The sequence below is a fragment of the Pseudoalteromonas sp. NJ631 genome (assembly GCF_000276645.1).
In the GTDB taxonomy this organism is placed as follows: Bacteria; Pseudomonadota; Gammaproteobacteria; order Enterobacterales; family Alteromonadaceae; genus Pseudoalteromonas; species Pseudoalteromonas piscicida.
The window spans coordinates 165335-190777 of the sequence record NZ_AKXJ01000006.1 but is presented as its reverse complement, the minus strand read 5'-3'; the positions used below and the strand labels follow the sequence as shown (position 1 = coordinate 190777).

General features: G+C 40.5%; 20 protein-coding genes. 10 read left to right on the top strand and 10 right to left on the bottom strand.

The genetic code is table 11. From position 1 onward, the window contains the following. The first annotated feature begins 64 nt into the window (after positions 1 to 64). The 5 genes from A587_RS0112600 (at position 65) to A587_RS0112575 (ending at position 10544) form a co-directional block, all read left to right on the top strand. Positions 65 to 2749, top strand: coding sequence for an ATP-binding domain-containing protein (locus A587_RS0112600; RefSeq protein ID WP_017217903.1), 2685 nt, complete (start codon positions 65 to 67; stop codon positions 2747 to 2749). Between the two features lie 392 nt (positions 2750 to 3141). Next, on the top strand, positions 3142 to 6648 hold the full coding sequence (locus A587_RS0112590) for a DEAD/DEAH box helicase family protein (RefSeq protein ID WP_017217901.1): 3507 nt from the start codon (positions 3142 to 3144) through the stop codon (positions 6646 to 6648). Next, entirely contained in the window at positions 6645 to 8606 is a 1962-nt protein-coding gene (locus A587_RS0112585) for a hypothetical protein (RefSeq protein WP_017217900.1), read from the top strand. Before A587_RS0112590 ends, A587_RS0112585 begins: the two co-directional genes overlap by 4 nt. A 5-nt stretch (positions 8607 to 8611) precedes the next feature. Continuing rightward, positions 8612 to 9268 (top strand): hypothetical protein, encoded by a 657-nt coding sequence (locus A587_RS0112580; RefSeq protein WP_010607304.1) that lies wholly within the window; start codon positions 8612 to 8614, stop codon positions 9266 to 9268. A 106-nt stretch (positions 9269 to 9374) separates the two neighbouring features. Continuing rightward, a complete protein-coding gene (locus A587_RS0112575) occupies positions 9375 to 10544 on the top strand; it encodes a hypothetical protein (RefSeq protein ID WP_017217899.1) in 1170 nt (389 codons plus the stop codon). Positions 10545 to 11173: 629 nt separating this feature from the next. Here A587_RS0112575 and A587_RS0112565 read toward each other — a convergent pair. Next, entirely contained in the window at positions 11174 to 11488 is a 315-nt protein-coding gene (locus tag A587_RS0112565) for a hypothetical protein (RefSeq protein WP_017217897.1), read from the bottom strand. A 536-nt stretch (positions 11489 to 12024) separates the two neighbouring features. Here A587_RS0112565 and A587_RS0112555 point away from each other — a divergent pair. Both A587_RS0112555 and A587_RS0112550 read left to right on the top strand, forming a co-directional pair. Continuing rightward, complete coding sequence (locus A587_RS0112555; protein ID WP_017217895.1) at positions 12025 to 12462, top strand: acyl-CoA thioesterase; 438 nt, start codon at positions 12025 to 12027, stop codon at positions 12460 to 12462. Positions 12463 to 12873: 411 nt separating this feature from the next. Beyond that, the gene (locus A587_RS0112550; protein WP_017217894.1) at positions 12874 to 13881 is read left to right on the top strand and encodes a fatty acid desaturase; all 1008 of its coding nucleotides are present in this window, start codon (positions 12874 to 12876) and stop codon (positions 13879 to 13881) included. Between the two features lie 21 nt (positions 13882 to 13902). On the opposite strand, the gene A587_RS0112545 is transcribed toward A587_RS0112550, so the two are convergent. Then, positions 13903 to 14406: an RNA methyltransferase gene (locus A587_RS0112545; RefSeq protein WP_017217893.1), complete on the bottom strand. Its 504-nt coding sequence runs from the start codon at positions 14404 to 14406 to the stop codon at positions 13903 to 13905. Positions 14407 to 14467: 61 nt separating this feature from the next. On the opposite strand from A587_RS0112545, the gene A587_RS0112540 reads away from it, so the two are divergent. From A587_RS0112540 to A587_RS0112530, 3 genes are all read left to right on the top strand, one after another. Continuing rightward, the gene (locus tag A587_RS0112540; protein WP_017217892.1) at positions 14468 to 14689 is read left to right on the top strand and encodes a hypothetical protein; all 222 of its coding nucleotides are present in this window, start codon (positions 14468 to 14470) and stop codon (positions 14687 to 14689) included. Between the two features lie 376 nt (positions 14690 to 15065). Beyond that, the gene (locus tag A587_RS24510) at positions 15066 to 16235 is read left to right on the top strand and encodes an AraC family transcriptional regulator (protein WP_017217891.1); all 1170 of its coding nucleotides are present in this window, start codon (positions 15066 to 15068) and stop codon (positions 16233 to 16235) included. Between the two features lie 129 nt (positions 16236 to 16364). Continuing rightward, on the top strand, positions 16365 to 17714 hold the full coding sequence (locus A587_RS0112530) for a serine hydrolase domain-containing protein (protein ID WP_017217890.1): 1350 nt from the start codon (positions 16365 to 16367) through the stop codon (positions 17712 to 17714). A gap of 274 nt (positions 17715 to 17988) precedes the next feature. On the opposite strand, the gene A587_RS0112525 is transcribed toward A587_RS0112530, so the two are convergent. From A587_RS0112525 to A587_RS0112490, 8 genes are all read right to left on the bottom strand, one after another. Then, complete coding sequence (locus A587_RS0112525; RefSeq protein ID WP_010370561.1) at positions 17989 to 18303, bottom strand: DUF6172 family protein; 315 nt, start codon at positions 18301 to 18303, stop codon at positions 17989 to 17991. Positions 18304 to 18541: 238 nt separating this feature from the next. Next, positions 18542 to 19315 carry a hypothetical protein gene (locus A587_RS0112520; RefSeq protein WP_017217889.1) on the bottom strand — a complete coding sequence of 258 codons (774 nt, stop codon included), beginning with the start codon at positions 19313 to 19315 and terminating at the stop codon, positions 18542 to 18544. A gap of 149 nt (positions 19316 to 19464) precedes the next feature. Continuing rightward, positions 19465 to 19968 (bottom strand): hypothetical protein, encoded by a 504-nt coding sequence (locus A587_RS0112515; protein ID WP_017217888.1) that lies wholly within the window; start codon positions 19966 to 19968, stop codon positions 19465 to 19467. A 220-nt stretch (positions 19969 to 20188) separates the two neighbouring features. Further along, on the bottom strand, positions 20189 to 20689 hold the full coding sequence (locus A587_RS0112510; protein WP_017217887.1) for a hypothetical protein: 501 nt from the start codon (positions 20687 to 20689) through the stop codon (positions 20189 to 20191). A gap of 139 nt (positions 20690 to 20828) precedes the next feature. Next, a complete protein-coding gene (locus tag A587_RS0112505) occupies positions 20829 to 21692 on the bottom strand; it encodes a hypothetical protein (protein WP_017217886.1) in 864 nt (287 codons plus the stop codon). Beyond that, entirely contained in the window at positions 21689 to 24043 is a 2355-nt protein-coding gene (locus A587_RS0112500) for a fimbria/pilus outer membrane usher protein (protein WP_232288063.1), read from the bottom strand. The genes A587_RS0112505 and A587_RS0112500 overlap by 4 nt, the downstream gene beginning before the upstream one ends. A 116-nt stretch (positions 24044 to 24159) precedes the next feature. After that, entirely contained in the window at positions 24160 to 24855 is a 696-nt protein-coding gene (locus A587_RS0112495) for a fimbrial biogenesis chaperone (protein WP_017217884.1), read from the bottom strand. A gap of 162 nt (positions 24856 to 25017) precedes the next feature. Next, on the bottom strand, positions 25018 to 25326 hold the full coding sequence (locus A587_RS0112490) for a hypothetical protein (protein ID WP_010370578.1): 309 nt from the start codon (positions 25324 to 25326) through the stop codon (positions 25018 to 25020). Positions 25327 to 25443 lie beyond the last annotated feature (117 nt).

Here is a 25443-nt window from a genome sequence, read left to right as displayed (position 1 = left end):
TCCAGATATTTAACAGAACGCCTCGAAGTTAAAGAGCACCAGTTTTTCACAAGGAGTACGGTAGATGGATGTTAATCCCAATTTAAAGAAATTAGCTAATGAAACAGTGGATGTATTAAAGGAAATCGCTGATAAAGCGCAAATTTCTTCATCTCAATCTGATAGCTCCAACTCCTCATCTCATTTAGCGGTCATTAATACTTTTAATGACACTGGTGCTGTAAGTAGCATGGATAGAATTTCTAGTTCTGTTGCAGCTGCCAATCAAGCTCTGCAAGATGAACCAGCTATTGCCAGAATCATTTATGATGACGGTGAGCAACGAAGAACGTTATACGTTGCTAGGAAAGGCTCGATTAAGCTGAACGATGATAAAGAGTTAGCCAGTTATGGTTCACCTAAAGGGCATCTTGCATCACTAAATGTTGGAGATGAGTATAAAGTACCTATTGACGGCCAACTTCAGTTGGTTGAAGTAATCGAAACTTTGACTATTAAGCCTAGTAAAGTCGAAAACAATTGGGATTCCAGTTATTCAGTTTTTACGTCAGAAGATGAAGATGTGAGCACAATTGCTCCATCACTTAGAAAGCTTTTTGAAAATGAAATTGATCTATCTGATACGACATCTTTAGATTTACTTCTTTCAGACCAACCTGACGGTGGTGTGGTTTCAGGTGTTGCCCATCAAGTTAGAATGGCCATGAGCCTAAGAGATCAACCAATTCTAGATAAAATTCAATCTGAAATATTTAGATTGCCGCTAGAGAGCCAGTTAATAATCTTGGGGCCTCCGGGAACGGGTAAAACAACAACGCTTATTAAGCGTCTGGGTCAAAAGCTAGATATTGATCTGTTAGACCCCTCTGAAAAAGCGAAAATTAACAAGTTAGAATCAGGTGAGGCTCGTCATAAAACGAGCTGGGTCATGTTTACTCCAACGGATCTACTCAAACACTATTTGAAAGAAGCTTTCGCTAAAGAGCAAGTTCCAGCATCTAATGACCAGCTTAAAACGTGGGATAACTATAGTAATATTTTGGGACGGAACACGCTTTCGATTTTACAATCAGGCAATAGTAGTGGGTTTATTTTAAAACCTGATTGCTATTTAAATATTAGTGCAAGAAGTAGTTTGCCTACCGTATACGAAGATTTCATATCATTTCATCAGGTCCGTGTGGCTGATGAATTAAGTTCAAGCATAGAACAACTGTCGTCATTTGAAAACGAAAGATTAAAGCATATATGTAGTGGTTTATTAGGCATTAAGGACCGACTAACTGAAAATAACCTAATTGAGTTTTATCGTCAGCTTGAGAAATATCAAGCTGGCATTACTCAAACCATTGAAGAAATAAAAGCTGGGACAGACAAGGATCTTAGAGGCTACCTAGCTCTTCAATTTAATAAAAATAAGCAGTTTATTGAGGAGCTAACAGACGTTATCAATGATTGGAAAAGTGCGAAACTGCAAGATTCAGAAAATGAAGAATTTGATGAAGACGATGAGGATGAAGTAATTACGACCGCTCAGCAGCAAGCGTACAGTGATTACAAAAAAGCAATCCTAGCGCTTGGTAAAGCTAAATTCTTAAAGCGAAGCCTTCCTAAGGGAAGTTTATCAACCACTATTATTGATTGGTTAGGTGAGCGTCTACCTAATCAAGATGACCTTATTGAACTTGGTAGTTCAACTGTCATCATGACTGAGCTAAGAAAGTTTAAGAACGCTGAAGTCAGATATTTAAAAGGGATCTCACGCAGTTATCGCTTGTTCCGAAAATCAGAAGATGTATTTAGGAACTGGTTTGAAAGCACGCCTTCAAAACCAAACTATATTGAACAGTGTGAGTTAGACATTCTCATTCTTGCTAATTTAAAAATAGCTAGAGCACTGCTAAAAGAGCGATTTGTTCAGCAAAAAATGGAAAGCTCTGGGTTCAGTGCAATTCAATCAGTAGCAAGCAGCTTTAAAAATCAAATCTTAGTTGATGAAGCAACTGACTTTTCACCGATTCAATTAGCCTGTATGGAGTCATTATCTGAGCCATCTATCGGTTCTTTTTTCGCATGTGGTGATTTTAATCAGCGTATAACTGAGCTTGGAACACAGAGTACTGAGCAACTAAATTGGATTTCACCAAAGTTAAAAACAGAAAAAATTGATGTGGTTTATCGACAGAGTGAATTATTGAATCAATTTGCCAAAGAGCTATTAATGGGGATGAAAGGCGATATTGACTTTGTTGGACAACTACCAAAAAACGCCAATCATAAAGGTGTTTCCCCCGTTATTATTGAAAACACTCATTCAACAGGTGAATGTGTTAGCTGGTTAAAAGACCGTATCCTTGAGGTTGAGAGAAAGGTTGGGCAGCAAGTTGAAGGGTTACCAACAATAGCGATATTGGTCAATCATGAAGATGAAGTGATACCAATGGCTGATGCATTAACAAATGAGTTGGAAGATCACAATATTCGTGCGGAAGCCTGTGTTGGCGGCAAATCGTTAGGTGAAGCTAATGATGTGAGAGTATTTGATGTCCAACACATTAAAGGGCTTGAGTTCGAAGCCGTATTTTTTGTCGGTGTTGATACTCTCGCTAATAAAAAACCAGAGCTGTTTGACAAATACCTCTACGTAGGTGCGACGCGGGCTGCTACCTTCTTCGGGTTAACGTGTGAAGGGGATGCTCCTGAATTAATTGCAGATCTTAAAGCAAGTTTCTGTAGTGATTGGCGCTAGTTATAAGAGTTGAAGGAGTAACGATGTCGAATTTAAATTTTGCATTTTTAAGGGATGTTTATCAGGCTTTTGTTGATTTCGATACTGTTGCCTTGGGTTATGTATATCGAGATCCTCTGGTCACTTCAGATAAATAAAGTTGTTCATTGAAACATTAGATCTGAATTTAAACAACTACCTATCTCTAAAGTATTAGTCGGAAAAATTATAAATTTATAAATAATATTACCATAATGTAAGTATTTTTACGTTATTGGTTCTCTTTGTGTGTTTAAGATGTTGATTTTTATCGATATTTTGATTGGCTTGTAAGTTGCTCTATTGGAAGGAGCTTATATACATAAGTTCTGTGGGCGGTACTCACAAAGCTTTAAATTCGAGGATATAACTAAATGGAAAGCGAACTTTATAAAGCATATATTGACCTTGCTGGCCCTGAAATTGTAAGACAAGAAGATGGTTTCATTGCTCTAGTAGATGCCCAAACAGGCTTAGGAAAAACCTATCAAGCTACAGAGCTTCAGTTGGAGCATTTAATCAGTGACTCTAGCAAGAAAATTATCTATACCACTAATCTAAGGGTAAATGTCACTGAAGCTTATGAGGAGCTGATGCAAAGGGTCAGCTCTCATGATGAGCTTTCATCATCGCAAAAAAAACAATTGCTTAAAAATGTTATTCACATTCCTTCTCAAGAAAGCTCAGTTAAATTGCTTGATGAAGATGATTGGCAAGTATTGCTTGGAGAAGTTGAAGGAGCACATTACCGCAAGATTAGTACGCTAAGAGACAGTAATAAAATACTGACACAAGCAGCACAGTCATTAAACAATCAGCAGTTGAATGATGAATTGAGTGAGCGCTACAGTAAGCTATTTAGAACGATTCAATCAATATTCAAGGATAAATTAAATAAAAAAGAATTTTCGGCATCTTCCGCTGTAAATGGAGTGCTAGAAAAGTTGTTCCCTGCAAGTCGAATAGATGAAGATTCAACCCAAGTTATTTTTATGACGACGGCGAAGCTATTATATCCTTGGCATGCACTTAATAAGAATTACAGGGTTAGTGATGTATTAAAAGATTCGTTGATCATAATCGATGAATTTGATCGCCAACAAGGTGAGTTTCTTAATCACCTATTAAAGGGCGGGAAAGATTTTGATGTCATATCACTGGTTAGAAGACTTTATTCGAGTTTTCAAAGCTTCAAGGTCCAAGGCGATGATGAATTTAATGATGTCGAAAAGAGCTTTAGCAAGTTCAGAGAACAATTAAGAGAGTTTGATACCAAATGGAACGTAAATCTTCGACCATATATTAATGACGCGACGATTCAGGCAGGCATAGAAAACCAAAATAGAGTGTTCACCATGCTATCTGACAGAATGTCGTTGCACACGATTAATTTTAAGCATGATAAACTTAATTCTAAAATTGACGAAATTAATGGTTCACATGAAATTGGAGCTGGAGGGAATAAAAGTTCAATCACATATGTGAACAATGCAAGTCAGGTTGTTCGTTCTTTTTGTAATGCTATGCTCAGTGCCACAAATACTTTGTCGAACAATTTACGTAAAACTGAAGGTAGTAAGCCATACTCAACCGAAGATCTTATTGTTAAAGTACTAAACCATTTTGGCTTAGCGGAGCTAAGCAAAGATGTCATTTCTTTATTGAGTGCTCGATTGAGTTTTCGAGTACAAAAAGACTACAAGTCGTATAGCTATCATGATAGCGGTTTTGAAATAACAAAGATTAGTAAATTTAGTGAATTAGACAATACTGCGACAGCGGCGACTTTTGAGTTGGCATTGACGCCTACAGGGTTGCTCGCAAACTGGGTATTAGAGGGAGCAAAAATACTAGGCATAAGCGCTACAGCTACTAGCCCTACAGCAATCCATAATTTTGATTTACCTTACCTTAGAAATGTATTAGGTGATAAATTTAAGCAGTTAAGTGAACGTCAAAAACAAGGAATACAACAAGAGTATTTATCAAAGCGTCGTTATAAAGAGCAGCAGGTTAATATTGATGTGCAACCCATCTCTGAAAACGAACTACGCGGTGGCGTTGATTTTCTCTACAAAGAGTTTTTGGGGAGCAACATTGATGAATTGATGTTAGAAAATAGATTATGTCAATTGTTAGAAGCCTCTCCTAAGTCAATCTCGTTCGCCAAAAACAGGGTGAACAAGTTAATAGGTGCTATTAAAAGGTTTTCAGAACATCGTTCTAATAGATATCTTTTCTGCATGTTGAATAACAGCTACAAAGGACATGAATTTTTTAGATTTATGGAGTTTGTAGGACGTAAGTATGGCGTCAGAATTTTTGAAAACATAAACGCCGCCTCTTTTAGAAATGAGAAGTTTAACTCGGTTTTGCAATTACTAGAGGATTCAGAAGAAAAAGTTGTAGTAATAACTAATTATCAGGCTACTGGTGCTGGGTTATCACCATCATACAAAGTTAACAACATTGATGACTTTATATATATAGGTCCAGAAGGTGAGCCGCCGCTTCAAAACAAGACGGACATCGACTCAATATATATTGAGCAACCTAAAAGCCTTATTGGTAGTTTTATTTTTGAAGACCAACAAGCAGAAGATAGAAGTCTAGCAGTCAAGAAAAATATCCACGATGCATTAATGCTCCATGAAAAAGAGGTCATTGTTGCCAATGATGTGAAACCAATTTTGAATAAGTTCATTGCTACCAATGCCAAGGGAATGACAGTTAGTTCTTTAATTGGTTTTTATAAGGATACTGACGATTATAGGTATGCCGTATTTAGGTATATTGAGCAGGCGTTGGGGCGGATGTGTAGAACTGAATTAAAGCAGAAAGAGATAAGTATCATGTTTGATGCTGAGTTTGACTTCATTCAAACATTAGCATCAGATAACCGAGATCTATCTTATTTATCCGTTGAGTATTCTTGTCTAATTTCGAAAATAAAGTCTGAGTGTAGTTATCAGGCAAAACAGAAATTAACCCATTCATACTCGGCTAAAGCGAGCCGGAATCACGCACATATTCAAAGGTTAATTACGAGTGTTTACCGTCATCAAAATAGTGATGCAATTGGTCAATATAATCGATTGAGAAGATTAGTACTCCAAACTCCAACAGCACCAGAAATGCCAATTGGAGAGCCAAATAGATACTTCATTCGGTCTGAAGTTTTGGGGAGTTATAGTTATCATATTGACTATAAGGACGAAAACGGGGTAACGCAGGTATTTATAAATTCTGACGATTATGTTGGTCAGAAAATCGTATCAGGCTTATCTGCGAAGTTGGATGTTCTAATGCAGAACAAAGCTGTCAAGGTACACTTCGATAAAAGAGGATTCGCAACCTCATTTGGAAAACATGAATACCTAATCGCACCTGCTATGTTCGATATATACATGGGCGCATTGGGAGAAGAAGCTGTTTTTTCCATATTAAATGAGTTTGGTTACAAGGTAGAAGAAATGCCAGAAGGCACTGTTGAGTGGTTTGATGGCTTTTTAGAAGTTGGCAATAGAATTTTATTGATTGATGTAAAGCATTGGGATGTTGAAAAATCATGCTTACAAAGGGATGACACGTTGGAAAAGTGCAAAGTTAAGCTGGAAAACATAAAGAAAGAAATGCCAGAGCCTTTCAAGGGCAAGCAAATGCAAGCGATGTATATCAACGTGTCTTATGAAGAAGGAAGTACAATAAAAGGATCAAATTTTTCACTTAGTGACGGGGTGCTTGTTGAATCAGCTAGTTTACTTGAAGCCGATGTTCTAGATGTGCCCGGTATAATCGATATCAATACGGGTCAATCAAATATCCCGCCAATGGAACAATTATTAAATTTTCTGGAGACTTTAAAAGGACTTAGTAAATGAGTAGAAGCCTTACAACTTTAATCGATGTGGTCATTAAACATGCTGAATTAGCCCAATTATTCGATCTTTACCAAATCAGTTTCAGCGCAGAGGCTCAGCAATTAAGTTGGGGGAAACGGCTCTCTAAAATTGACAAACACACTTCACCACTTGGTTTAATCTCACATGGTGGGAAATATTGGATACTTTTAAATAAAGGTGCAGACGCACCAAAGAAACTTTCTGATATTGGATTTGTATTATCAAACTTCGTAGATTGTGATGACCTATTGATAACTCGTTTGCTAACTAGAGCCTTAGGTAAGTTATCTGGAGAGCAAGTCTTTTCAGGGTTGGGTGAGACATATTTTTATTTAGAGCCTGATACTTTCAAAAATGAAACCGTTCATAAATGTGTAAGCGTTGATATTAAAGAAAGTCTTCGTTTTGATTCAATGTTTGTTGAGCTTAAAGGGACTGTTTTTTGTCCAACTGATATAGTTTTTAAACCTCAAGCTGCAATTGAGCAAGCTCCTAAGTTTTCTTTTGACATGACAACTGGAATGTTGAAGCGGGATAATAACGGTTCACTGATGATCAATAGTCCGGGAAAAGGGAAGTTCACAAGTAATGCTGTTGATATATCGGGACAAAAGCCAATTTCCCTAAGAAAATCAAGAACAGGTGCGTTACATCATTTTGTTACTCTAATGAACAAGGTGTTCAACGGCGCATTTGAGATGAGTTTAAAGCAGATTAGCGCGGATTGGAGACAACATTACGGAAATGCAGAAATAAAAGCTGTATACAATAAAATTTATGAAGTTGTTAATAATGTTGGTGGTATTAACATTGTTAACGCTTCACTGTCTGAAGAAGGCTTTAGAAGGCTTCAAAATGAAGAATGGCCTCTAAAAGTTAACTTCATTTCTCATGATGAGCTTAATGATAAAACGCCAACACTTGTTGTATTAGATAGTAAGGCAGAATATGAAACTGCTGGATTGGAAGATAAAAAACAGTCCTTTTATAGTCAAAACAAGGTTGTGCAAAGTACTTACAACAAAACTGTCATAACTAAAGATAGCAAAGCTTTAAAGGTTCTAATAGATACTTGGATAAAAGAAATAGCGATTAAACTGGAGTGCAAACAGAACCAGTTTTTGATCCAAGAGTTCAATGATGATTATTGGTTTGTGTCGGTTGAACAGCGATATAAGAAAGACCCTGTTACTTATCATATTCTTAAGTGTAGTGGTGGGAAGTTCACGTATGAGTCAGGTGATGAATTTTATTTTGATGACTTAGGGATAGAGTTACCAGAAAGGCAGCGCTATTTCGAAAAGATGCATTATGTAATCGATATGGGGTCGGGTGAGCCTCAAGTATGCTCAATCGTTCATGAGGGTATTGCAGCAGTCCCTGATGGGGCAGTACTTTTTGATATTCTCAATCAATTAGAAAAGAGCAGTGTTGAGGGTATTACTAGGGGTTATATTGATAAATTTTTATCTGCAAACAATAAGTCTGGAGATCCATTAATATCACGCCTCAAGTTTTTATTGGAAACATTTCCGAGCAAAGTCGAATTCTACAAAGACGAACTTAAAAAAGGAGGCATTCAATATCGCTCGAATGCTGAAAAATCATTTTTCGATGGATACTTTGAGGAAACTGGAATCTTGTTAAATTATTCACTCAAGGGGCAACATAACGAGTATTTGGAATCACAAACAGGTCATTTTTACGATGCGGAACACTCTGCATATTTTGTTGGCATTCCGAAAGGTGGTTTCAAGTTCAGTCGCGGACAATTTAATCACATTCGCTTTTTAGATGGCCCAGATTATTTGAAGCAAAAGTGTGTCGAGTTGACAGCTACTTATTATGTGAGAAATAAGTCAGCAACGGTTTTACCCTTTCCTTTTAAAACGCTTTCAGAATATGTGGAACAACGAACAAAATTCGTGGAGAAATAAACTAAATGATACCAGCAGTATTGTATCGAGGAGCTGTGCCTAACATCTCTGTACAGAGGATTTTTAACTACAATAATGGAGAACCTTTGGGACCGGGGATATATGCGACGGACAGTAAAGACATCGTTAAATATTATACCAGCAGAGGAAGAAGCGCTTATAAGCTTGTTATTGACATTAACTACTTGAAAGGAGCAAATGGAGTCATAGAGCTATCCAAAAAGTTCAGTGAACAAACTGAAGAAGTTAAAGGCAAGCTGTACGAGGTACTTAAACAGCACTACAGCTTTCTTGCGATTGATGAATTAAAAGATGTTGTGGACCTTTTGTTCCAAAGAAAATCTGAAGTCAGTGATTATAATTTAAGGCAAAAAATAAAACATAAACAGTACTTTGCTGAGTCTCTATGGAAAGTTCCGCACTTGATTGCAAAAACGTTTTTTGAATTTATGAAGCCGGAAGTTTGCCAGCCTCCAGAACCTAAAATCGTCCCAAAAGATGAAGACATTGTTAAGAGTTTAGTTTCGGCAGGAATATGGATAGGAATTGGGAGTATCGAAGGCACAATTGCTCAGAGTGGAGCGATGGATTCTGGTATGCAATATTTGTTTTATGACGAGAATGCTATCTACGAAAACATAGAGCTTGGTAAAGAGGTTTGATACCTGTTAGGTAAATTTACTTCATTAATAAAAGTAATTCGAGACAAAGGCAGTTAGCTGAGCATTTGCTAAGCTCAAACTTATTGGTAATAAGGACATTGAGCTAATGTATGTCACTAAACTTACTATTGCTGAGCTATATGAAGCTGTTTGGCAAAAGCCATTAAAAACACTAGCCGAGAATTGGCATATTGATCCACATGCTCTGAGTCAATTGTGTGATAAACATGACATACCACGCCCTCATAATGGTTATTGGACACAAAAAGCGGTTGGTAAGAACATATCGATTAACCCATTACCGGACAACTTACCAGCATCCCGTTTTATTGATTTATCTTCATTGCAAGGTAACAAACGAGAGAAGTCGAAGGTACAAAGTTGTCCGTTGCCACCACCTAAAAAATCATTGGGCCGATACCCACTTCTTAAGGGAATAAAACAATCGTTAGCCAAGCCTCGTCATGAATATGATTATATTATGACCCAACAATTTGACGACACGAGTGCACTCCGTCTTGATGTCTCCTCAGAGCAACAAGACCGAGCGATTGATATCCTGCACAGTTTAATTTCGGTGTTCGATGTTAATGGGTGGATTGTTAAGGTTGATAGGCATCGCTATGAAAAACGATTGACGAATATAGTAATCGTCGATGATGTCGAAATTCGGTTTAGATTGCGTGAGCGATTAAAGCAAAAGAAGCGTGAATTGACAGATAAAGAAAAGTTGGAGAAAGAGCATAATCGGTGGGTTTGGAAAGAAAACATTCTTGTTCCTAGCGGAATCCTCCAGCTAACGATTGATGCACCATTGCCACAAGGCATGAAGTCGTTATTTGAAGACAATACAAAGATTACACTCGAAAACCAGTTAGGCACCTTTGTAGAAAATTTAACGCATAGTGCCGAGCATAGTAAAGTATTAGAAGAAGAGCGGAAGATACAAGAACAAAAATGGAACGAAGAACGTAAGCGCAAGGAGAAGCTTGAACGCGCGATTAAAAGTGAACAAGAGCGGGTTCAGTTATTTCTTGGGATGTTTTCAAAATGGCAACGAGCCAACGAATGTAGAGAGTTTATCAATCAAGTCATTTCAAGTGAACTGGTTAAAGAGTTATCGTCTGAAGAGTTAGATCATTGGAAATCTTGGAGTCGCTGCGTCATAGATAAGCTCGATCCATTGATAAACTCTGATTTAAGGCTATTGTTTAATCTAGATAAAGATTTGGATAATTCAATACTTAAAGAAGCTTTAAATAGATTGGCTGAATAAGCATAAACCCTTATGTTTCAAGGGGTACAGGCTAGTTTCCGACTACTTTTGCTTATGTTGTAATATTTTTGAGTAGAAAAAGGGGCAAAGTTTCCAACTAGGTTTGTAACAAGGGTTGTCTTAAGTTATTGAAAAATAAAGGCTCTGAGTTTCCGATTAGATCTGTCGTGATCATTTGTAAATCGCGCTTTAGCGCGACTTAGCAAATTTTGAAAAGCCGCCCTTTGTAAAAAGGGCGGCTTTTTTGTGGGTGTGGATTTGGTGAAGACACATATTTGGCTCTTTTCTTGGTTTGTGGGAGCGGCTTCACGCCGCGATCTCTATAACGACTAATAACTGTGACTTCACACTAAATCTCTACGTAGGTCGCCATTTATGACGACAAATGATGTGCCTCTTTGGTTTTTCCTCGCCGGCGAAGCGACAAAAGGTACAGTTGAAGGCTGGATTCAAAAACAAGTCGCGACATAAAGTCGCTGCTACAAATTGTTTGTAGTCTTAAATGGCAACCATCAAAAGATCACGGCGTGAAGCCGCTCCCACCCGATCATCTTCAGATCGGAATAGAGTTGCGTAGTGCTTTTGCCGCCATTGCTGACAGTCAGGCCTTGTTGCGTGCATTTACCGCCTTAATGGACGGTAATGGGGAGATCGTTTACTACTAACGATTGGCCATTTTGCTGAGCTCTAAGAAAACTGGATACCAAAACGTCGTTGGATAGGGTGCTGATGTCGTTAACAGTTTCAACCATGCAAAACGTAATGGACTCCCAACCTAAATCTTTAATAAAGGCCTCAAGTTTATTGATGTTATCTTCATAGTTTTCGTCTGTGGTTAGCAGGCCGATGGAGTGTTTGTTACCGGGTTTGTATTTTCCTTGCTGAGAGATGGCACATTTGGCGTAACCGCTCAACACATAAACTGTATTTGTGCTTTTGTTCATATTGGTGACATGCTTAAGTTTAATTCTGATTTTGATTTCAGATGCATTTTTTAAACCAAGCTTGTAAATATTGCTCTGCTGTTTGGTTATGTATTGAAAATATTGAGAAAATTCATTTTGTATTTATCTTGGTTGTTGAACCCAGAAAAGGCGTCAATTTTTTGTGAGATTGAGTGATAGGGATTTCGCTTGAATTGTGTTTCTATCTAAAGCGACGCTGAAAACAAAGGGAGCTGAAGCATTACTTGTCGCCATAAATGGCGACCTACGTAGGGCACAATGCAAGAGCAAAGCTATAAAACCCAGCTTTTTCCGTGTGCTTATATCTGCCGCTTTGTCGAGATCAAAAGGTGCTGAAGCATTATTTGTCGCCATAAATGGCGACCTACGGGGTGTTTTAAGGTTGCACTGCGAAGTGCTGGCTTTCCTTTCCTTCCTTATCCCCGCAAGTTGTCTTTAAACTATCTCGTTAATCTTGCTGCTGGTACGATGAGTTGTTACTCTCAAGTTCAATAAACAAAATTAAAGGCAACATCATGCAGGAATTTTTAGAAAAGTTTGCAATCACCACCAAAGTGAATGTGGTGTGGGGAGAAATGGATGCGTTGGGGCATGTGAATAACGTGTCGTATTTTCGCTATTTTGAAACTGCGCGAATCGATTTTTTGACTCAAACGGGCTTACTTTCGGTATTATCAGAACCCACCCATAGTCCGGTTCTACGTGATACTTACGCGCAATATAAGCGGCCAGTTACGTTTCCAGATACCTTGTATATTGGCTCATATATTACCGATATCAAAGAAGATCGCTTTACCATGCGCTATGAGGCGTTTAGTGAATCGCAGCAAGCAGTATGCACAACGGGGTATGCGAATGTGGTGATGTTTAATATGAAAACAGGGAAAAAATCGCCAATTCCAGAGAGCATGCTGGCTATATTGAAGCAATATGAGATGGACGAAAATCAATAGAAACTCGGAATTTAGGCGTTGTGTTGCTGTTTTAGAGTTGTCGCGGCGTAAAGCCGCTGCTACGACAATATGAAATGGACGATAATCAATAGAAGCTTGGAGTTTGGGTGTTTCGTTGCGTTGCTGTTTTAAAGCGGTCGCGGCATAAAGCCGCTGCTACGACAATGTGAAATGGACGATAGTCAAGAGAAGCTTGGAGTTTAGGTGTTGCGTTGCTGTTTTAAAGTTGTCGCGACATAAAGCCGCTGCTACGACAATGTGAAATGGACGATAATCAATAGAAGCGCGGAGCTTGGGGGTTTCGTTGCGTTGCTGTTTTAAAACAGTCGCGGCATAAAGCCGCTGCCACGGCAATACCGGAATGCGAGATTACGCTATGATTTTGATATCAAAAGGTGAATTAAGTTATCTATGCCAACATTAACGGCGAAACAGAACATTAAAGCGATTGTTTTGGCGATTAAAGCTGAAGAGCAGTCGCTTAGAGCGCGTTATCCTATTTTAAATCAGCAAAACAGCATTGCTATGGTGATTTTGCTGTTGTCGTTAAGTGCGCTAATTGGCGTCGCGTTGCTTTACTATTTTGCCGTTATTCCCTCGTGGCTGTGCATTCTGTTGGCCGCTTTTATTACCTCTATTTCTCATGAACTTGAGCACGATTTGATCCACAAGCAGTATTTTAGTGACCGTCCATTTGTACATCACTTTATGATGTTGACGGTGTGGCTAATGCGGCCAAATACGGTGAATCCTTGGTATCGTAGAAAGATCCACTTACATCACCATAAAGTGTCTGGTACTGAACAAGACTTAGAAGAGCGCTTGGTGGGTAATGGTATCCAATCTCCTTGGTTGCGAGCTGTGGTGGTTACAGATGGATTGCTAGGTTTATTATTTAATGCCAAGCGGTTTAGTCGAGAAATCAAGGGTTTTAAGTTTTTGCAGGTCTTTAATGCTGGTTTTCCGCTTGCCACGGCTTATTTTGCGACTTTATATGGTGTGATTGCTTACTACATGCTGCAATTTATACAACCTTTTGAATTACCTAGGTGGGGAGCTGAATTACTAGCGGTTGCTGAGTTTTTAATGGTGGTGCTGATTGTGCCTAATATGATCCGCTCAGCATCTTTAAACCTCGTCACATCTTCAATGCATTATTATGGCGGCGTGAGTAATGTGTTAGAGCAGACCCATGTGATCACCAGTCGCTGGTTTTTACCGTTTCAGTTATTTTGTTTTGATTTTGGCCGTACGCACACGATCCATCACTTTGTACCTAATCAACCGTTTTATATTCGGCAATTGATAAGTAAAAAAGTACGCCCAGTTATGGCTCAGCACGAAGTACGTTTTGATGACTTACAAAGCCTAAAAAATGCAAATCACTACCCGGTCAAAGAGCGGGTTAGTCAAAAATAAAAAGCTGCTTACAGCAAAAACTTATCCAACTGTTAGGCGGTTATTGATATCGCGGCTGGTGAGTATCTGACTAGCATCAAATCCCGTTGAGCGTTTTGCCATACGGTCGTATAACAATACATTGACCGTTGCCGCTAAGTTCATGCAGCCTGTGGTTGGTACATACACCACGGCGTCGGCGGCATCCACGATTTCTTGTGGCAGACTGCCATCTTCAGGGCCAAAAATGTATAACGCATTGTCGGGATGAACAAACTGTGGCAGTGGGGTTGCGCCCTCTACCAGCTCAACGCAGACAAGTGCACGGCCTGCTACTTTTAAACTGATGAAATCATCAACTTGTTTGATGGGAATGTTGTCGGCAACGTTTTTTGTATCCGTATGATATTTTGCAGCCCTGGCGTAACGATTGCCGCTAAAGTAGATGGCTTGCGCATCATAACAACCTGCGGCCCGTAACACGCCACCCACATTGGTTGGTGATTTAGGGTTTACTAATCCGATTGCTACAAATGACTCGCTCATACTTTTTAACTCTCACTATACCGGCAGTAGCGCCAGCAAAAATTCGACGAGCGATTGTATCATGCGCGTGATTTTGTGCCAGTTGGTATTCGTAAGCTTACCTGCATCACTTAAACACAGTGTGCCGAGTTCACTGCACATAAAACGTAGTGATATGCCAATCTTAGAAGATAAAGGGTATAGAGTACGTGTAGTGCTAGGCGAAGGTAACGGTCAACAATCATATGAATATCCAGTGTGGCAAGTTTCCATTCTTGATGGTTATTGCCTACTACCGCATTAGATTTTTTGCCACCGCTCAGCTGCCGATGTGCAAATTGGTCTTATATTGAGATGTTACTCCGACTAGAGGTGAATAATATGAGTGAACTTAATTTATCAATATGATTTAAATAGTTATTCTTATATTAGCGGCTATGTGAGTTTGCTTTATTGGAGCGAATATATCGAGCGGGAAAAGACGTAATTGCAAGATACATAATTTGTTGCAAATAAATTGATACTGTATGGCTGGATTTGGCGTAATTTAACCGGAGTTCAGCACGCAAAGGCGCTTGTAGGCGTTAATATGGTAAATGGTGTTGGCGGTGATTGGTTGCGCTACAGGTAACAGACAGAACCAGTAGTAGAAACAATTATCGCCAACGAAGAGGTGGTTAATGTATTGGATGGCGATTGTGGCCTTAATAGGCGCATGTCAAAGTGTATTACTTGCTGGGATGTTTGTCTTTCATAAACAAATTGGTGTTGCCAGATTATGGCTTGCTGGCTTGTGTTTTGCGCTTAGCTTAGTGCTGCTTGACAGCTTTAGTTATCAGATTTCATTACAGCAACAATATCCCCACTTGTTGGGTTTGGTGTTTCCACTGGGGTTGGTGTTCGGCCCTTTACTGTATGGCTATGTAACTCAGCTTCTTAAAGCTAAAGTTAAGCGAGGTTTATATTGGCACTTTGTACCTGCATTAGTGGCAGTTATATTGTTGTTACCGTTTTATTTGCAGTCGGCTGGTGATAAAGCGTTGATCTTACAGGGAGATACAGCACAGCTCACGCCTTGGTATCTACAACCCGGGATCGTATTTATCATGTTAGCGAACTTTATTCAGGGTCCACTTTATTGTTATCTATGTTGGGATAAAACAATCAAGGTAAAACGCACTTTAAGGGATCTGCACTCTCCACAGTTTCATGCGGCATTTATTTGGATTATGGTGTTACTGGCCGCTTTGTTGTGTTTTTGGCTGCTTGATTTGCTGTATCTGCTCTTTGACACATTTAATCTAGCACCGTTACCTGTTAATGCTATTAGCGATAGCATGATCGGTGGCTTGATAGTGCTGATCAGTGTATTAAGTTTTCAAAAACAAACCCTATTTTCACCCGCGCTAAGTAATAGTGCTGCACAAAGCACTTTGGCTGTAGTACAGGATGAGCGTGGTGAGTCTCACCATATGCCTGCAAAGTACCAACATTCGGCATTAAATAAAGAGATTGCAGATGCTTTGTGTCAGGAGCTCAAAACCCATATGGAAGTCGACAGAGCCTATCTCAATCCTGAGCTTTCCCTCAGCCTGTTAGCACAACGCACAGGGCACTCCACACATAATATCTCGCAAGCGATCAACCAATCTTTGGCGTTGAACTTTTTTGACTTTGTTAATCAGTATCGCGTACAGGAAAGTAAGGTAATGTTACTTAGAGATCCAAGCTTGGCAGTATTGGATATAGGTTTGGGGGCTGGCTTTAATTCCAAGTCATCTTTCTATGCTGCCTTTAAAAAGCACACCGGGGCAACTCCGAGCCAGTTCCGAAAGCAGCACGCAGATTAAAACTGCAAAGCAAATACTCAAGTAGTGTTATTTTCCCGTGTTTAAAGGTGCAATCCTATCGGTTCGACCTTATTGCACTGCTTAAAACCTTAGTATTTGCAGCTCCGAACAGTTGAGGAATGAAAAATCATGAAATGGCTAAATGTCCAAACCAAAGCATTATCAGTACGCAAGATAAGCTTTATAACGCTATTACTAAGCACGATGTTAACGTTAATGGGCTGTGGAGGCACAGACAAAATAGATACCTCGAAATTAGAGGTCGATGTATGGTTAAAAGGACGGGCTGAACAGGATTTAGCTCAATTACAGGATGAGCTGAAGCGGGTGGACAATATTGAAAATTCGATTGTTTTAGTAGATGTCCCTAAACATAAGTATCGTTGGCATAGCGTACATGGCATCGCCAATAGTCGCACCAATTTGACCTTGCAAAAAGGCGATAATTTTCGTACTGGCAGTATCACAAAATTGCTCACCGCAATCAGAGTATTGCAACTGCATGAGCAAGGCTTACTCGCACTGGATCAAACGCTCGACGAGATCTTGAACGACAGCGATATTCCGGCAGATTGGCGAGTTACTGATCTAAGTGTGTATCAAGGCCAGTCTATGGCAAGTGCCATCACAGTGCGTCAGCTATTGCAACATACCGCTGGGTTACATGACTATTTGTTTGAGCAAAGTCCTACTGGTACTTCCTTGTTTTGGGCCATTCTTGATGATGCTACTGGTGCTGTGCCTAGCGGCATGGCGAGTAAGCAGTGGTCAGCAGAAGCGCTTTTGCTATATTATTTTTCCAGTGGAATGGGGCAAGTACCTACTTCGCAACCAGGAGATGCATTCAACTATACTGATACCCACTACATGCTGTTAGCTGTGATCATTGAAAAGTTAACGGGGATGTCGTTGGCTGAAAACTATCGTCTTGGGATCTTTAGTAAAGCTAATATGACCGATGCGTATTTAGAATGGTATGAACCACCACAATCGGCGCCGCCCGTTGATCATTTTATTGATACCCGCCAGATCCGTTCGGATGGTAGTAACATTAATATTGTGGCTAAGGCCATAAATACGTCTGCAGATTGGGGTGGCGGCGGTGTTGTTAGCAACGCTGAAGGTCTGAAAAACTTATTGAGTGCGCTATTTAATGATGAACTATTCAATGATCCAAACACCCTGACACAGATGATGACGTTTGTTCCAATAATGGAAGCTGAGCATTCAACCAAAGATGTGCACATCACTGAATATAACTACGGATTAGGCTTAATTGAGCGAGTTTATACCTTGCCAAATAAGCGGAAAGTCAAGATATATGGTCACAGTGGTTTTTACGGACACTGGGCATTCTATGAGCCAAAAACCAAAACCAGCATAGTGATTGCGCTCAATCAATCAGCAACGACTAGTGACTGGTTAGATAGGATAGTCGAGATATTGGATAACGCGCAGCTATTTGGTCTATCGCTTTAGCGCGGGTTGTTGTCAATTAAAGGGGTTGAGTCGTTGAGTCAGCATAGGAAACCAATAATGATGATCCATCGAGTTTTTGTTAGATGGCATTTCCAACATTGGCATCTATATCAATAATGTAATTTATAGCCCCTTGTTGTTACGCTCTCAGTACGGCTAAAGGTTTTGATATTTAAACCAAAGCTCTTCACCGTGTTGTCGAGTTTGAGTCCAAGCTAGGGGCTGGTGCGATGTTGGAATTGTCGAGCTAAAGCCCGACCTACAGAAATTGAGCTTAGTAGTCTTCCAACTCATCGTCAGATAAATCGTTTGATTTTCTGTAGCCTGGCTTTGCTAAAATCTCAACATAAAAGGAAGTGAGGTTTTCAGTTTGCGTTTTATCAATCAACTTGTTTAGTTGTGATAGGTGCACTGGCTCGGCTTCGGCTTCTGTGTTACCAAACTTACAATCAAAATCCCAATAATCAGCGCCCGCTGGTAAAGTTTTGTTGCGCTCGCGCTTTAGGTATTTTTTAAGCTCATGCTTAACCGCGTCAACGCGTCTTTCAAGTTTGATTTTAGGGTGAATTAGTTCAAATGTCTTTTTCATAGTTGCCTTCAAGCAAGAAATACTCAATCGGCAAAACAGTATGCCTGAGTAGATAATGTGTATTGATTTAAGCGTAAAGCTTACGCTCGAATAAATACAGGAATGTAATGGGATATTTTACGTTATATTTTGTGAACTGGCGAGGGGCTTTGTGAATGCCCAAGAGAATAAAAGCTGAGTTGGTTGCGCGAGTTCGCAGCCAACTCATATTACTAACGTAACCATTGATAATGGCGGCTTAATTCGCTTTTGGTTGCGTTTGAGTTGGGGCTGTTGCAGCCAATTTACGCTCCAAGCGTTCTAATTTTTCTGCCAGTGCTGTTTGTGTCATCTCTATTTGGGTAAGGCTTGCGCCGATCTCTATCTGCTTGGAATCTCGGCTTTGCGCTTGAGATTTTAACTGATCAACATCGCCATTAATGGCAGCAATTTGATTTTTGAGTACGTTAGCAGCTTGCTGTTGTTCTTCTAGTAGCGATAGTTTTAAAGCAAGCTCTGTTTGACTCTGCGATAGCGTTTCTACTTTGGAAGTCGTACTGGTCTGGCTTTTAGCGTTATTACTTGCTTGCTCTTCAAGCTTTTTGATGTCTGATTGGTTTCTTCGCCACGCTGACGCCCATAGTTTATCCATTTGCGACCAAAGCTCGTCTGTGCGTTCGATTAGTGTGTTCAATTTTGCTTGCATTGCACCTGCGGACAAGTCCATCTCTTCATCTGTGGCGGTGAGGGTATGTTCAAGCTCGGCAATACGCTTTGTTGATTCGAGTAATTGTGCCTGGGTTGTTAAGTTTTGCTGGTAGAGCGCAAACGCCGCAGCGGCCAACGCAATAATCGAGATTGCACCCAACCAATTCATCATCCCCATACCTTTGGTGGGCTGGCTTGTTTGTTTGGTACTTTCTTTTGGTGCTGAGGTTTTACGGCTCGCTTGAGTGGTGGAGTTTTTATAGGCTTCAACCTGATCTAAATCTGGCGTAATACTGGGAAGCTCAGGTTCAATTCTCTTATCCAACGTACTTTCCTCTTTTTTGAGATTTATAAGGAGCCTTAGCAGCTTACTTGAAAATAACGCAATATGGAATCGGCTGGGTTAAGTGAATCGATGGAGAAGGGGAGAGCTTTGCCGATTAGAAAAGCTAAAGGTGCTTTCTGATCTTGTAGTTAGTTTGAACTTACCGTTACTGTGATGACATCTGAGTAAGTACCTGCGGCATTTAGCCCGTTGGAAAGCGGGGTGATATTCAACGGCGTTGCTTTGGTTTCACCACTACTACCAGTGCCTGCAGCTGTTGCATTGGTGTGCTGATATACACCATTTTGCAGATCTATCCCTTCGCTATCACCAATATTTAGGGTGTAAGCCAGTTTGCTGCCTTGACCGTTATCGGAAACTAAAAATCCGCCATTGGCAGAGCTATAAGAAGTGGTTGCATTTTCGCCGGTATTGCACCAAACCTCTAATACGCCAATCTGTTGGGTTGTTTGGGATGCGTCTAGGTTTAGTCCCGTGGTGTTGTTTTCAGTGCTAATTGTTTTGCAAGTGGGGTCTATAGTGCCTTCAAAAGAGAATTTACTTTCAGAAGCCGTTGTATCAATAACTGCAGCATGCACAAACATAGGTGCGCTTGCTAAAACTGCAAAGAGTGATTTTTGTATGGTGTTCATGGCTTCTTCCCCCCAAACAAAGTACAGCAGTTATGTCTCAATTTGCAAGTAAAATGCCACGGGCTACGGGATATTTTATCTGTAGATTTGGGGAGCGTAGAAGATTATCTCAGAGCTATAAAGTAATTGCCGGGATGTATAATTACTTGCCCGGCCATTTACTTTATTTGGGGGAGGGCAACGAGTGCTTTTGTCGAACGCTCACTGTCTCATTATTTTGTTAATTAGGGCTAACCGTTACTGTGATGGTATCAGAGTATGTACCCGCATCGTTTAAGCCATTTGACTGTGGTGTGATCTTTAACGTAGTTGCTTGCGTGTCACCTGCGCTACCAGTGCCTGCAAGCGTAGTTAGGTGCTTATAAGTACCGCTTTGTAAGTCAACACCTGACGTACTGCCGATATCTAGTGTGTAAGCAATTTTGCTGCTTTTGCCGTTATCAGCAACTAAGAAGCCGCCGTTAGCTGAGCTATATTCAGTTGTTGCATTTTCACCTGTGTTACACCACACGTCTAGCGTACCAATTTCTTGAGTTTCTTGAGTAGAATCTAGATTTAAGTTAGTTACGCTGTTTGAGCCACTATCAGTTTTACACATGGCTTCAATAGTACCTTCAAAGGTGAAACTTGCTTCATTTCCTGTTGTTTCTACTACAGCAGCTGCCGCAGTCATTGACGTGATTGCTGAGGCAACAAATAGTGATTTAAGTAATGTGTTCATGGCGCATCCCCTTGAATAAAGTACTGCTTTATAATTTGTGTTAGGTTGAATACCTAGTTATCCCAAATTAAAAGCAATTGGTGTGCCAATGTTTTTAAGTTTTATTTTTTTATTGTTTTTTTTCTTATAATTCAAGTTATTATCTTGGGTATACGGTGAGTGATAAATTGTCGCGATAGTAGCCTGCAGGCATAAGCTCGGTATTGCCTAGTTGAAATTCAAAGCCAAACCACGAATCTCTGACGCCGGGATAGAAATTATAGCTTCGCGTTAAACGTTCTGATGACGATATTTTGACGTTATCGAAACTAATCGCGTAATCAATAAGGGCTCGTTTGTTGGTTTCATGACGCAGGCCGTTATATTCAGAGTCTAGGACGATATCGTATGAGCTATTACTCAATATTTTTATACCCCAGTAAAAGCGCATATTCGTTTTTAGTTCGCCTAAGTCTATGAGGTAGTGACCATCATCGCCCGACACTTTACCTTTGCTTGAGTTATCGAGCGAGATGGCGATTTGTGGCTCGGCATAATAGGTCATCTCCAGATATTGCTCTGCGATTACCTTGTTGCGCCTTACAATAGACACTTTTACCGCACCATAGTAATAACCCGCAGGAAACAAACTGTAGTGCCTTAAGCGCATCCACATTTGTGTAGAGCGGCTAGTTAAGGTTGCTTTGGCGATACCGTTTTTAACGTTAATACGTTTGTATTGAGAGTCCAGCAGTCTAGCGTATTTATCTTCAGTCGGGCCCGAGAAGACAAACGAATAATAATATGTATCTTCAACCCAGATTTCATCGGCACAATCTAGTAGCGAATCTGAAACTTGTATTTTTAGCGGTAAATATACGGTTACTTGATTGCCATACTCTTCTTTTATCTCGGCTGAGTTAGATGTCGCCAAAAAATTGCCATCACATTTGTTGCGCTTGGCTAATGCAACAGGCGAGATCAAATAGCTGAGTGCAAGCAGCAAAAATAGTGCGAACTTCATTTGTTTGGATCTCCCTGTAATTGTGCTTGCTCAAGCGTGATGGTGCCAATTTTGATAAATCGTTTTTCGCCATCATTCACGGTAAATTGTCCGACGATGTCATTAATTTCGATTAGGTAGCTACCTGTACTGATACCTTCTACAACAAATCGACCCACTCGGTTGGTAAAAAAGGTGCGATTGATTGGAGCGTTGTCACTGTCGCCGGCATTAGATTGCCTTATTACTTGTCCTCTTCCCAGTGCAATAGGTGTGCCTTGTTCGTCGACTATTGTACCTATCACGGTATAAGATAGGTCCGAACCTACTTGAATATGGTGCCCTGTATTGGCGCCACCTACTAATTTATAAGTGCCGGGACCCCAATCATAACCCAGAGGGGCGTTGGGTACATCAATATTAAATTGATAGTTGGTGTAGCCAGTGCCCAAGTCAATTAATGCGCCAATGTGTTGCGTTGGTTGGTTTTGTGCACGGCCAAAGCGGTCGACGTTAACTAATACGTCGTTATTTTTTAATGTTTTATGCTTAGTAACTACAGCAAAAGGAGTGGTAGTGGTGGCACCCATACCAAAGTGACCATCAGCAAAACCTATACTTGACGATAAGTTAACACTGGCGGAGCTGTCACTCGTAAATTGCGAGCGAGTGTAATTACTTGCGGTCATATCAGCTCTAAAAAATGCGTTAGTATGGCTGGCTTTTAGCTGTTCTTGCCTATACCCACTGCCTTTTTCCGCCCGTAATTCATAGCCATAGTCATTGACGTAGTTATTGTTAGTTTTGGCATAGCTTACGCTGGCGACTTTACTACGGTTGTTATATTGAGCTCTCGTGCGGACGTTGTCTTGGCGGTTGTAATGGTTCCACGTGAAGTTAAGCACGAATTGATTTTCAGAGACGACACGAGGATCGTCACTGACATTATGGTTATACCCAACTCTTACCCTAGCCCCTTCGTAGCGAAAGTTAAGCTCAGCAGAGAGGTTTTTAGTGACTAAATCTTCATTATTTACTTGCCGCGTTGCGTTGAGCGTAAAGTCTATGTGGTCGTTGATAATATAGCTGTAGTCAGCAAAAGCCCTTTTGTTATTGCTGAGCGTGCCCTCTTCAAGCCAAGGCGAGTTGCTAAAGTCTTCCATGATTTCATAGCCCAAACGTAAGTTGGGCGAGCCATAATTACCATGACCAAAAATACTATGCTCGGTTTCTATCGAGAAAGCATTGCCGGAAATATCAGACGTTTTACTTTGCGAGTAACGCAGCGATACATTGCCCAAAGGGCTACTGAATGTGGTGATTGAGCCAAATACTTGCCCTTGTGGATGGGCCGCGCCATTAACTCCAAGTGAGAGTTTATCGGTAACGCCATATTCGTAACTGCCAGAAAGCAGCGCGTCGTCGTCATAATGATAACGACCATCATCTACTACCGATAAAAAACCAACTGTTAGCGAGTAGTCACTCACTCCTCGAGCTAATAGCCGAGAGTTATAGTGGCTAGTAAAATGGAAGTGCTGGGTTTCACCGTTGGCATATGTCGCAACAACGTGAATATTATTTATGCCTGAAGTCAACGGTAAGTCATTGAGGTCATAGCGTCCCGCTTTGAGGCGTACTCTAGAAATCAAAAACTCATTAATAAATATCTCAAGTGTTGCAGGGCGGGGTAACATAAACTGTTGGCTGTTACCTGGGGTGATCTTACGTTGGGGTTGTAGCTTTGAATAGGCGCTTGCGACTTTGAAGCCTGCAAGTGGAGCACCCGATAAATGGCCATTGTTACTGCTTTGGGTATCGCCTAAAGTGAATCGTCTCGGTTTTTCGGGCTGGTCGTAAAACACCGCCGTATCACCACGGTAGACGTGACTTTGCTCGGTGCTGCCGCTTTCCCAAAAAACCGAACTGTGCATATTTATGCCGTTGCTACCGCCAACATTGGCATTTATAAGCCATTCGAATTGTGAGTGGTAGCTTTGATTATTGTCACTACGCTCATGGTTTAGGTTGAGATTATTCAGTAAAGCCCAACGCGCTTCTTGTGTTGGTTGTTCAAAGTATTTCTTTCTGCCATAAGAAAGCGTGTCTGTAGCCATGGCCGCTTCTGCTAGTGACATGTCTATAGTGAGATCTTGTGCCTTGAGATCAAGCGTAATTCCCTTTGCTTGTAACATATCTAGGGTGACCTCGTGCTCCTCAAGACTTGAGAGCCAATCGAGTACGTCTTTACTTAATACGGATTGTAGGTTTTCCTTTAGCTGCATGGCTGAAACCGATTTTAAATCGTATCCATCTACAGAGGCAGAAACTTGCCCTACCTCGGCATTATTCAGCCGAACGGGAAAATCCATTGAATAAACTGCCGCCCATGCGGGGGCTGTCCACATCAGATAAAGTGGAGTAAACCAAAATTGTTTTAAACGAGGCAAGCCCAGGCTTGAGCGCACTGTTAACATCTAGCTATTTTTTACTTAGAAGCCAGTAGATTGATAAGCTCTACTGTTTTACTCGGCTTGTCATTAAGCAATGGCTGTAAATTTATCACCATAGTGTGATTTGGCATTATAAAACGGCCTGAAGTAACTGACTGAAACTTCACCCAATCTATGACAGTTGCGCCATCGTGGAAACGGTATTCAAACTGCGATAGGTCTAGTACTCGGTCGCCTTGGTTACTTAGGGTGAGTGTACAGTCGGTTAGCTCTTCACATTGCAGCGCGCTGTTTATTTGCGATTGAACACCATCCGGACTTACAAACACTAAAGTGGCAAAGTTAAATACCATTTTAACGCCAGATGCTTCATCTTCTCCGGGAAGTGGCAGCTGTTTGAAGACAATGCGATAAGACTGTGTTTGTTTGAGTTCGGGCGAGCCTAGGTATTTTGCTCTGAATACTTGATAGCTTTTTGCCGGTACTTCCACTTGCGGAGGCAGCACAATAAAGTCTTCTTCGGCGCTGATCAGCACTTCTTTTTGGTGCTCGTCAAAACTACGTTTAAGTACCTCTATCTCTATGGGTAAAGGATTGTCACTGGGGTTTTGGAGGCGGTAGGTCACGAGTGACTTTTTACCATGTGACGAGAGGTCGACAATCATAGGTTGTACTTGGTAAGCCAAAGCCGGAGCTGCTAAACAAAACAGCAATAACAACAATATATGCATTCAAACTCCAACACTGAGAAGACCAAAATTTCCGCTACACGATACCCAGACTATTTGGTATTACAAGGGTAACATATACACTTTTTTTAATAATAACCAAATAGTATGGTTGAAATTAGAAGAGTGACAGTTTTTCACAAACCCGAATAAATCTACATTGCTTCAGTCTTCAGGACCAAGCAAAGTAAAGGTTAAATGTTTACGCATATCTTTTAAAATCACTCCTTTTTTCAGCATGGCGGCGCTTAAGCGCTTTTGCCATTTAAGGAGTTCTGGCTTTGCGGCTTCCAGTGCCTGTTCGTTCTCAAATTGGAAAAAGAGTATTAATGAGCCGGGGAACAAGTGATATTCCACATCAAACCAACATTGCACCATGCCGGGAATTTCTGCACGAGCTTGTTCTTCGAGTTTATCTGCAATGGTCAGTACCAAAGCTTGTTGTTTTTCTTGTACTTTTGAGAGCTTTTTCATAATGCTATGGATGTAAGAGGCCAAAAGCCTAATTATACTCAAGCTTATGGGCTATCAACAACTTTGTTGTTGATAGCCCGCTCAGAGTGAATTGCTTTTTCAATTCACTCTGAGCCG

Bases quoted from the DNA above. Each gene is read 5' to 3' on its own strand.
- A587_RS0112600 (WP_017217903.1), top strand. From the start codon at position 65: ATGGATGTTAATCCCAATTTAAAGAAATTAGCTAATGAAACAGTGGAT.
- A587_RS0112590 (WP_017217901.1), top strand. From the start codon at position 3,142: ATGGAAAGCGAACTTTATAAAGCATATATTGACCTTGCTGGCCCTGAA.
- A587_RS0112585 (WP_017217900.1), top strand. From the start codon at position 6,645: ATGAGTAGAAGCCTTACAACTTTAATCGATGTGGTCATTAAACATGCT.
- A587_RS0112580 (WP_010607304.1), top strand. From the start codon at position 8,612: ATGATACCAGCAGTATTGTATCGAGGAGCTGTGCCTAACATCTCTGTA.
- A587_RS0112575 (WP_017217899.1), top strand. From the start codon at position 9,375: ATGTATGTCACTAAACTTACTATTGCTGAGCTATATGAAGCTGTTTGG.
- A587_RS0112565 (WP_017217897.1), bottom strand. From the start codon at position 11,488: ATGAACAAAAGCACAAATACAGTTTATGTGTTGAGCGGTTACGCCAAA.
- A587_RS0112555 (WP_017217895.1), top strand. From the start codon at position 12,025: ATGCAGGAATTTTTAGAAAAGTTTGCAATCACCACCAAAGTGAATGTG.
- A587_RS0112550 (WP_017217894.1), top strand. From the start codon at position 12,874: ATGCCAACATTAACGGCGAAACAGAACATTAAAGCGATTGTTTTGGCG.
- A587_RS0112545 (WP_017217893.1), bottom strand. From the start codon at position 14,406: ATGAGCGAGTCATTTGTAGCAATCGGATTAGTAAACCCTAAATCACCA.
- A587_RS0112540 (WP_017217892.1), top strand. From the start codon at position 14,468: ATGCGCGTGATTTTGTGCCAGTTGGTATTCGTAAGCTTACCTGCATCA.
- A587_RS24510 (WP_017217891.1), top strand. From the start codon at position 15,066: ATGTATTGGATGGCGATTGTGGCCTTAATAGGCGCATGTCAAAGTGTA.
- A587_RS0112530 (WP_017217890.1), top strand. From the start codon at position 16,365: ATGAAATGGCTAAATGTCCAAACCAAAGCATTATCAGTACGCAAGATA.
- A587_RS0112525 (WP_010370561.1), bottom strand. From the start codon at position 18,303: ATGAAAAAGACATTTGAACTAATTCACCCTAAAATCAAACTTGAAAGA.
- A587_RS0112515 (WP_017217888.1), bottom strand. From the start codon at position 19,968: ATGAACACCATACAAAAATCACTCTTTGCAGTTTTAGCAAGCGCACCT.
- A587_RS0112510 (WP_017217887.1), bottom strand. From the start codon at position 20,689: ATGAACACATTACTTAAATCACTATTTGTTGCCTCAGCAATCACGTCA.
- A587_RS0112505 (WP_017217886.1), bottom strand. From the start codon at position 21,692: ATGAAGTTCGCACTATTTTTGCTGCTTGCACTCAGCTATTTGATCTCG.
- A587_RS0112500 (WP_232288063.1), bottom strand. From the start codon at position 24,043: ATGGATTTTCCCGTTCGGCTGAATAATGCCGAGGTAGGGCAAGTTTCT.
- A587_RS0112495 (WP_017217884.1), bottom strand. From the start codon at position 24,855: ATGCATATATTGTTGTTATTGCTGTTTTGTTTAGCAGCTCCGGCTTTG.
- A587_RS0112490 (WP_010370578.1), bottom strand. From the start codon at position 25,326: ATGAAAAAGCTCTCAAAAGTACAAGAAAAACAACAAGCTTTGGTACTG.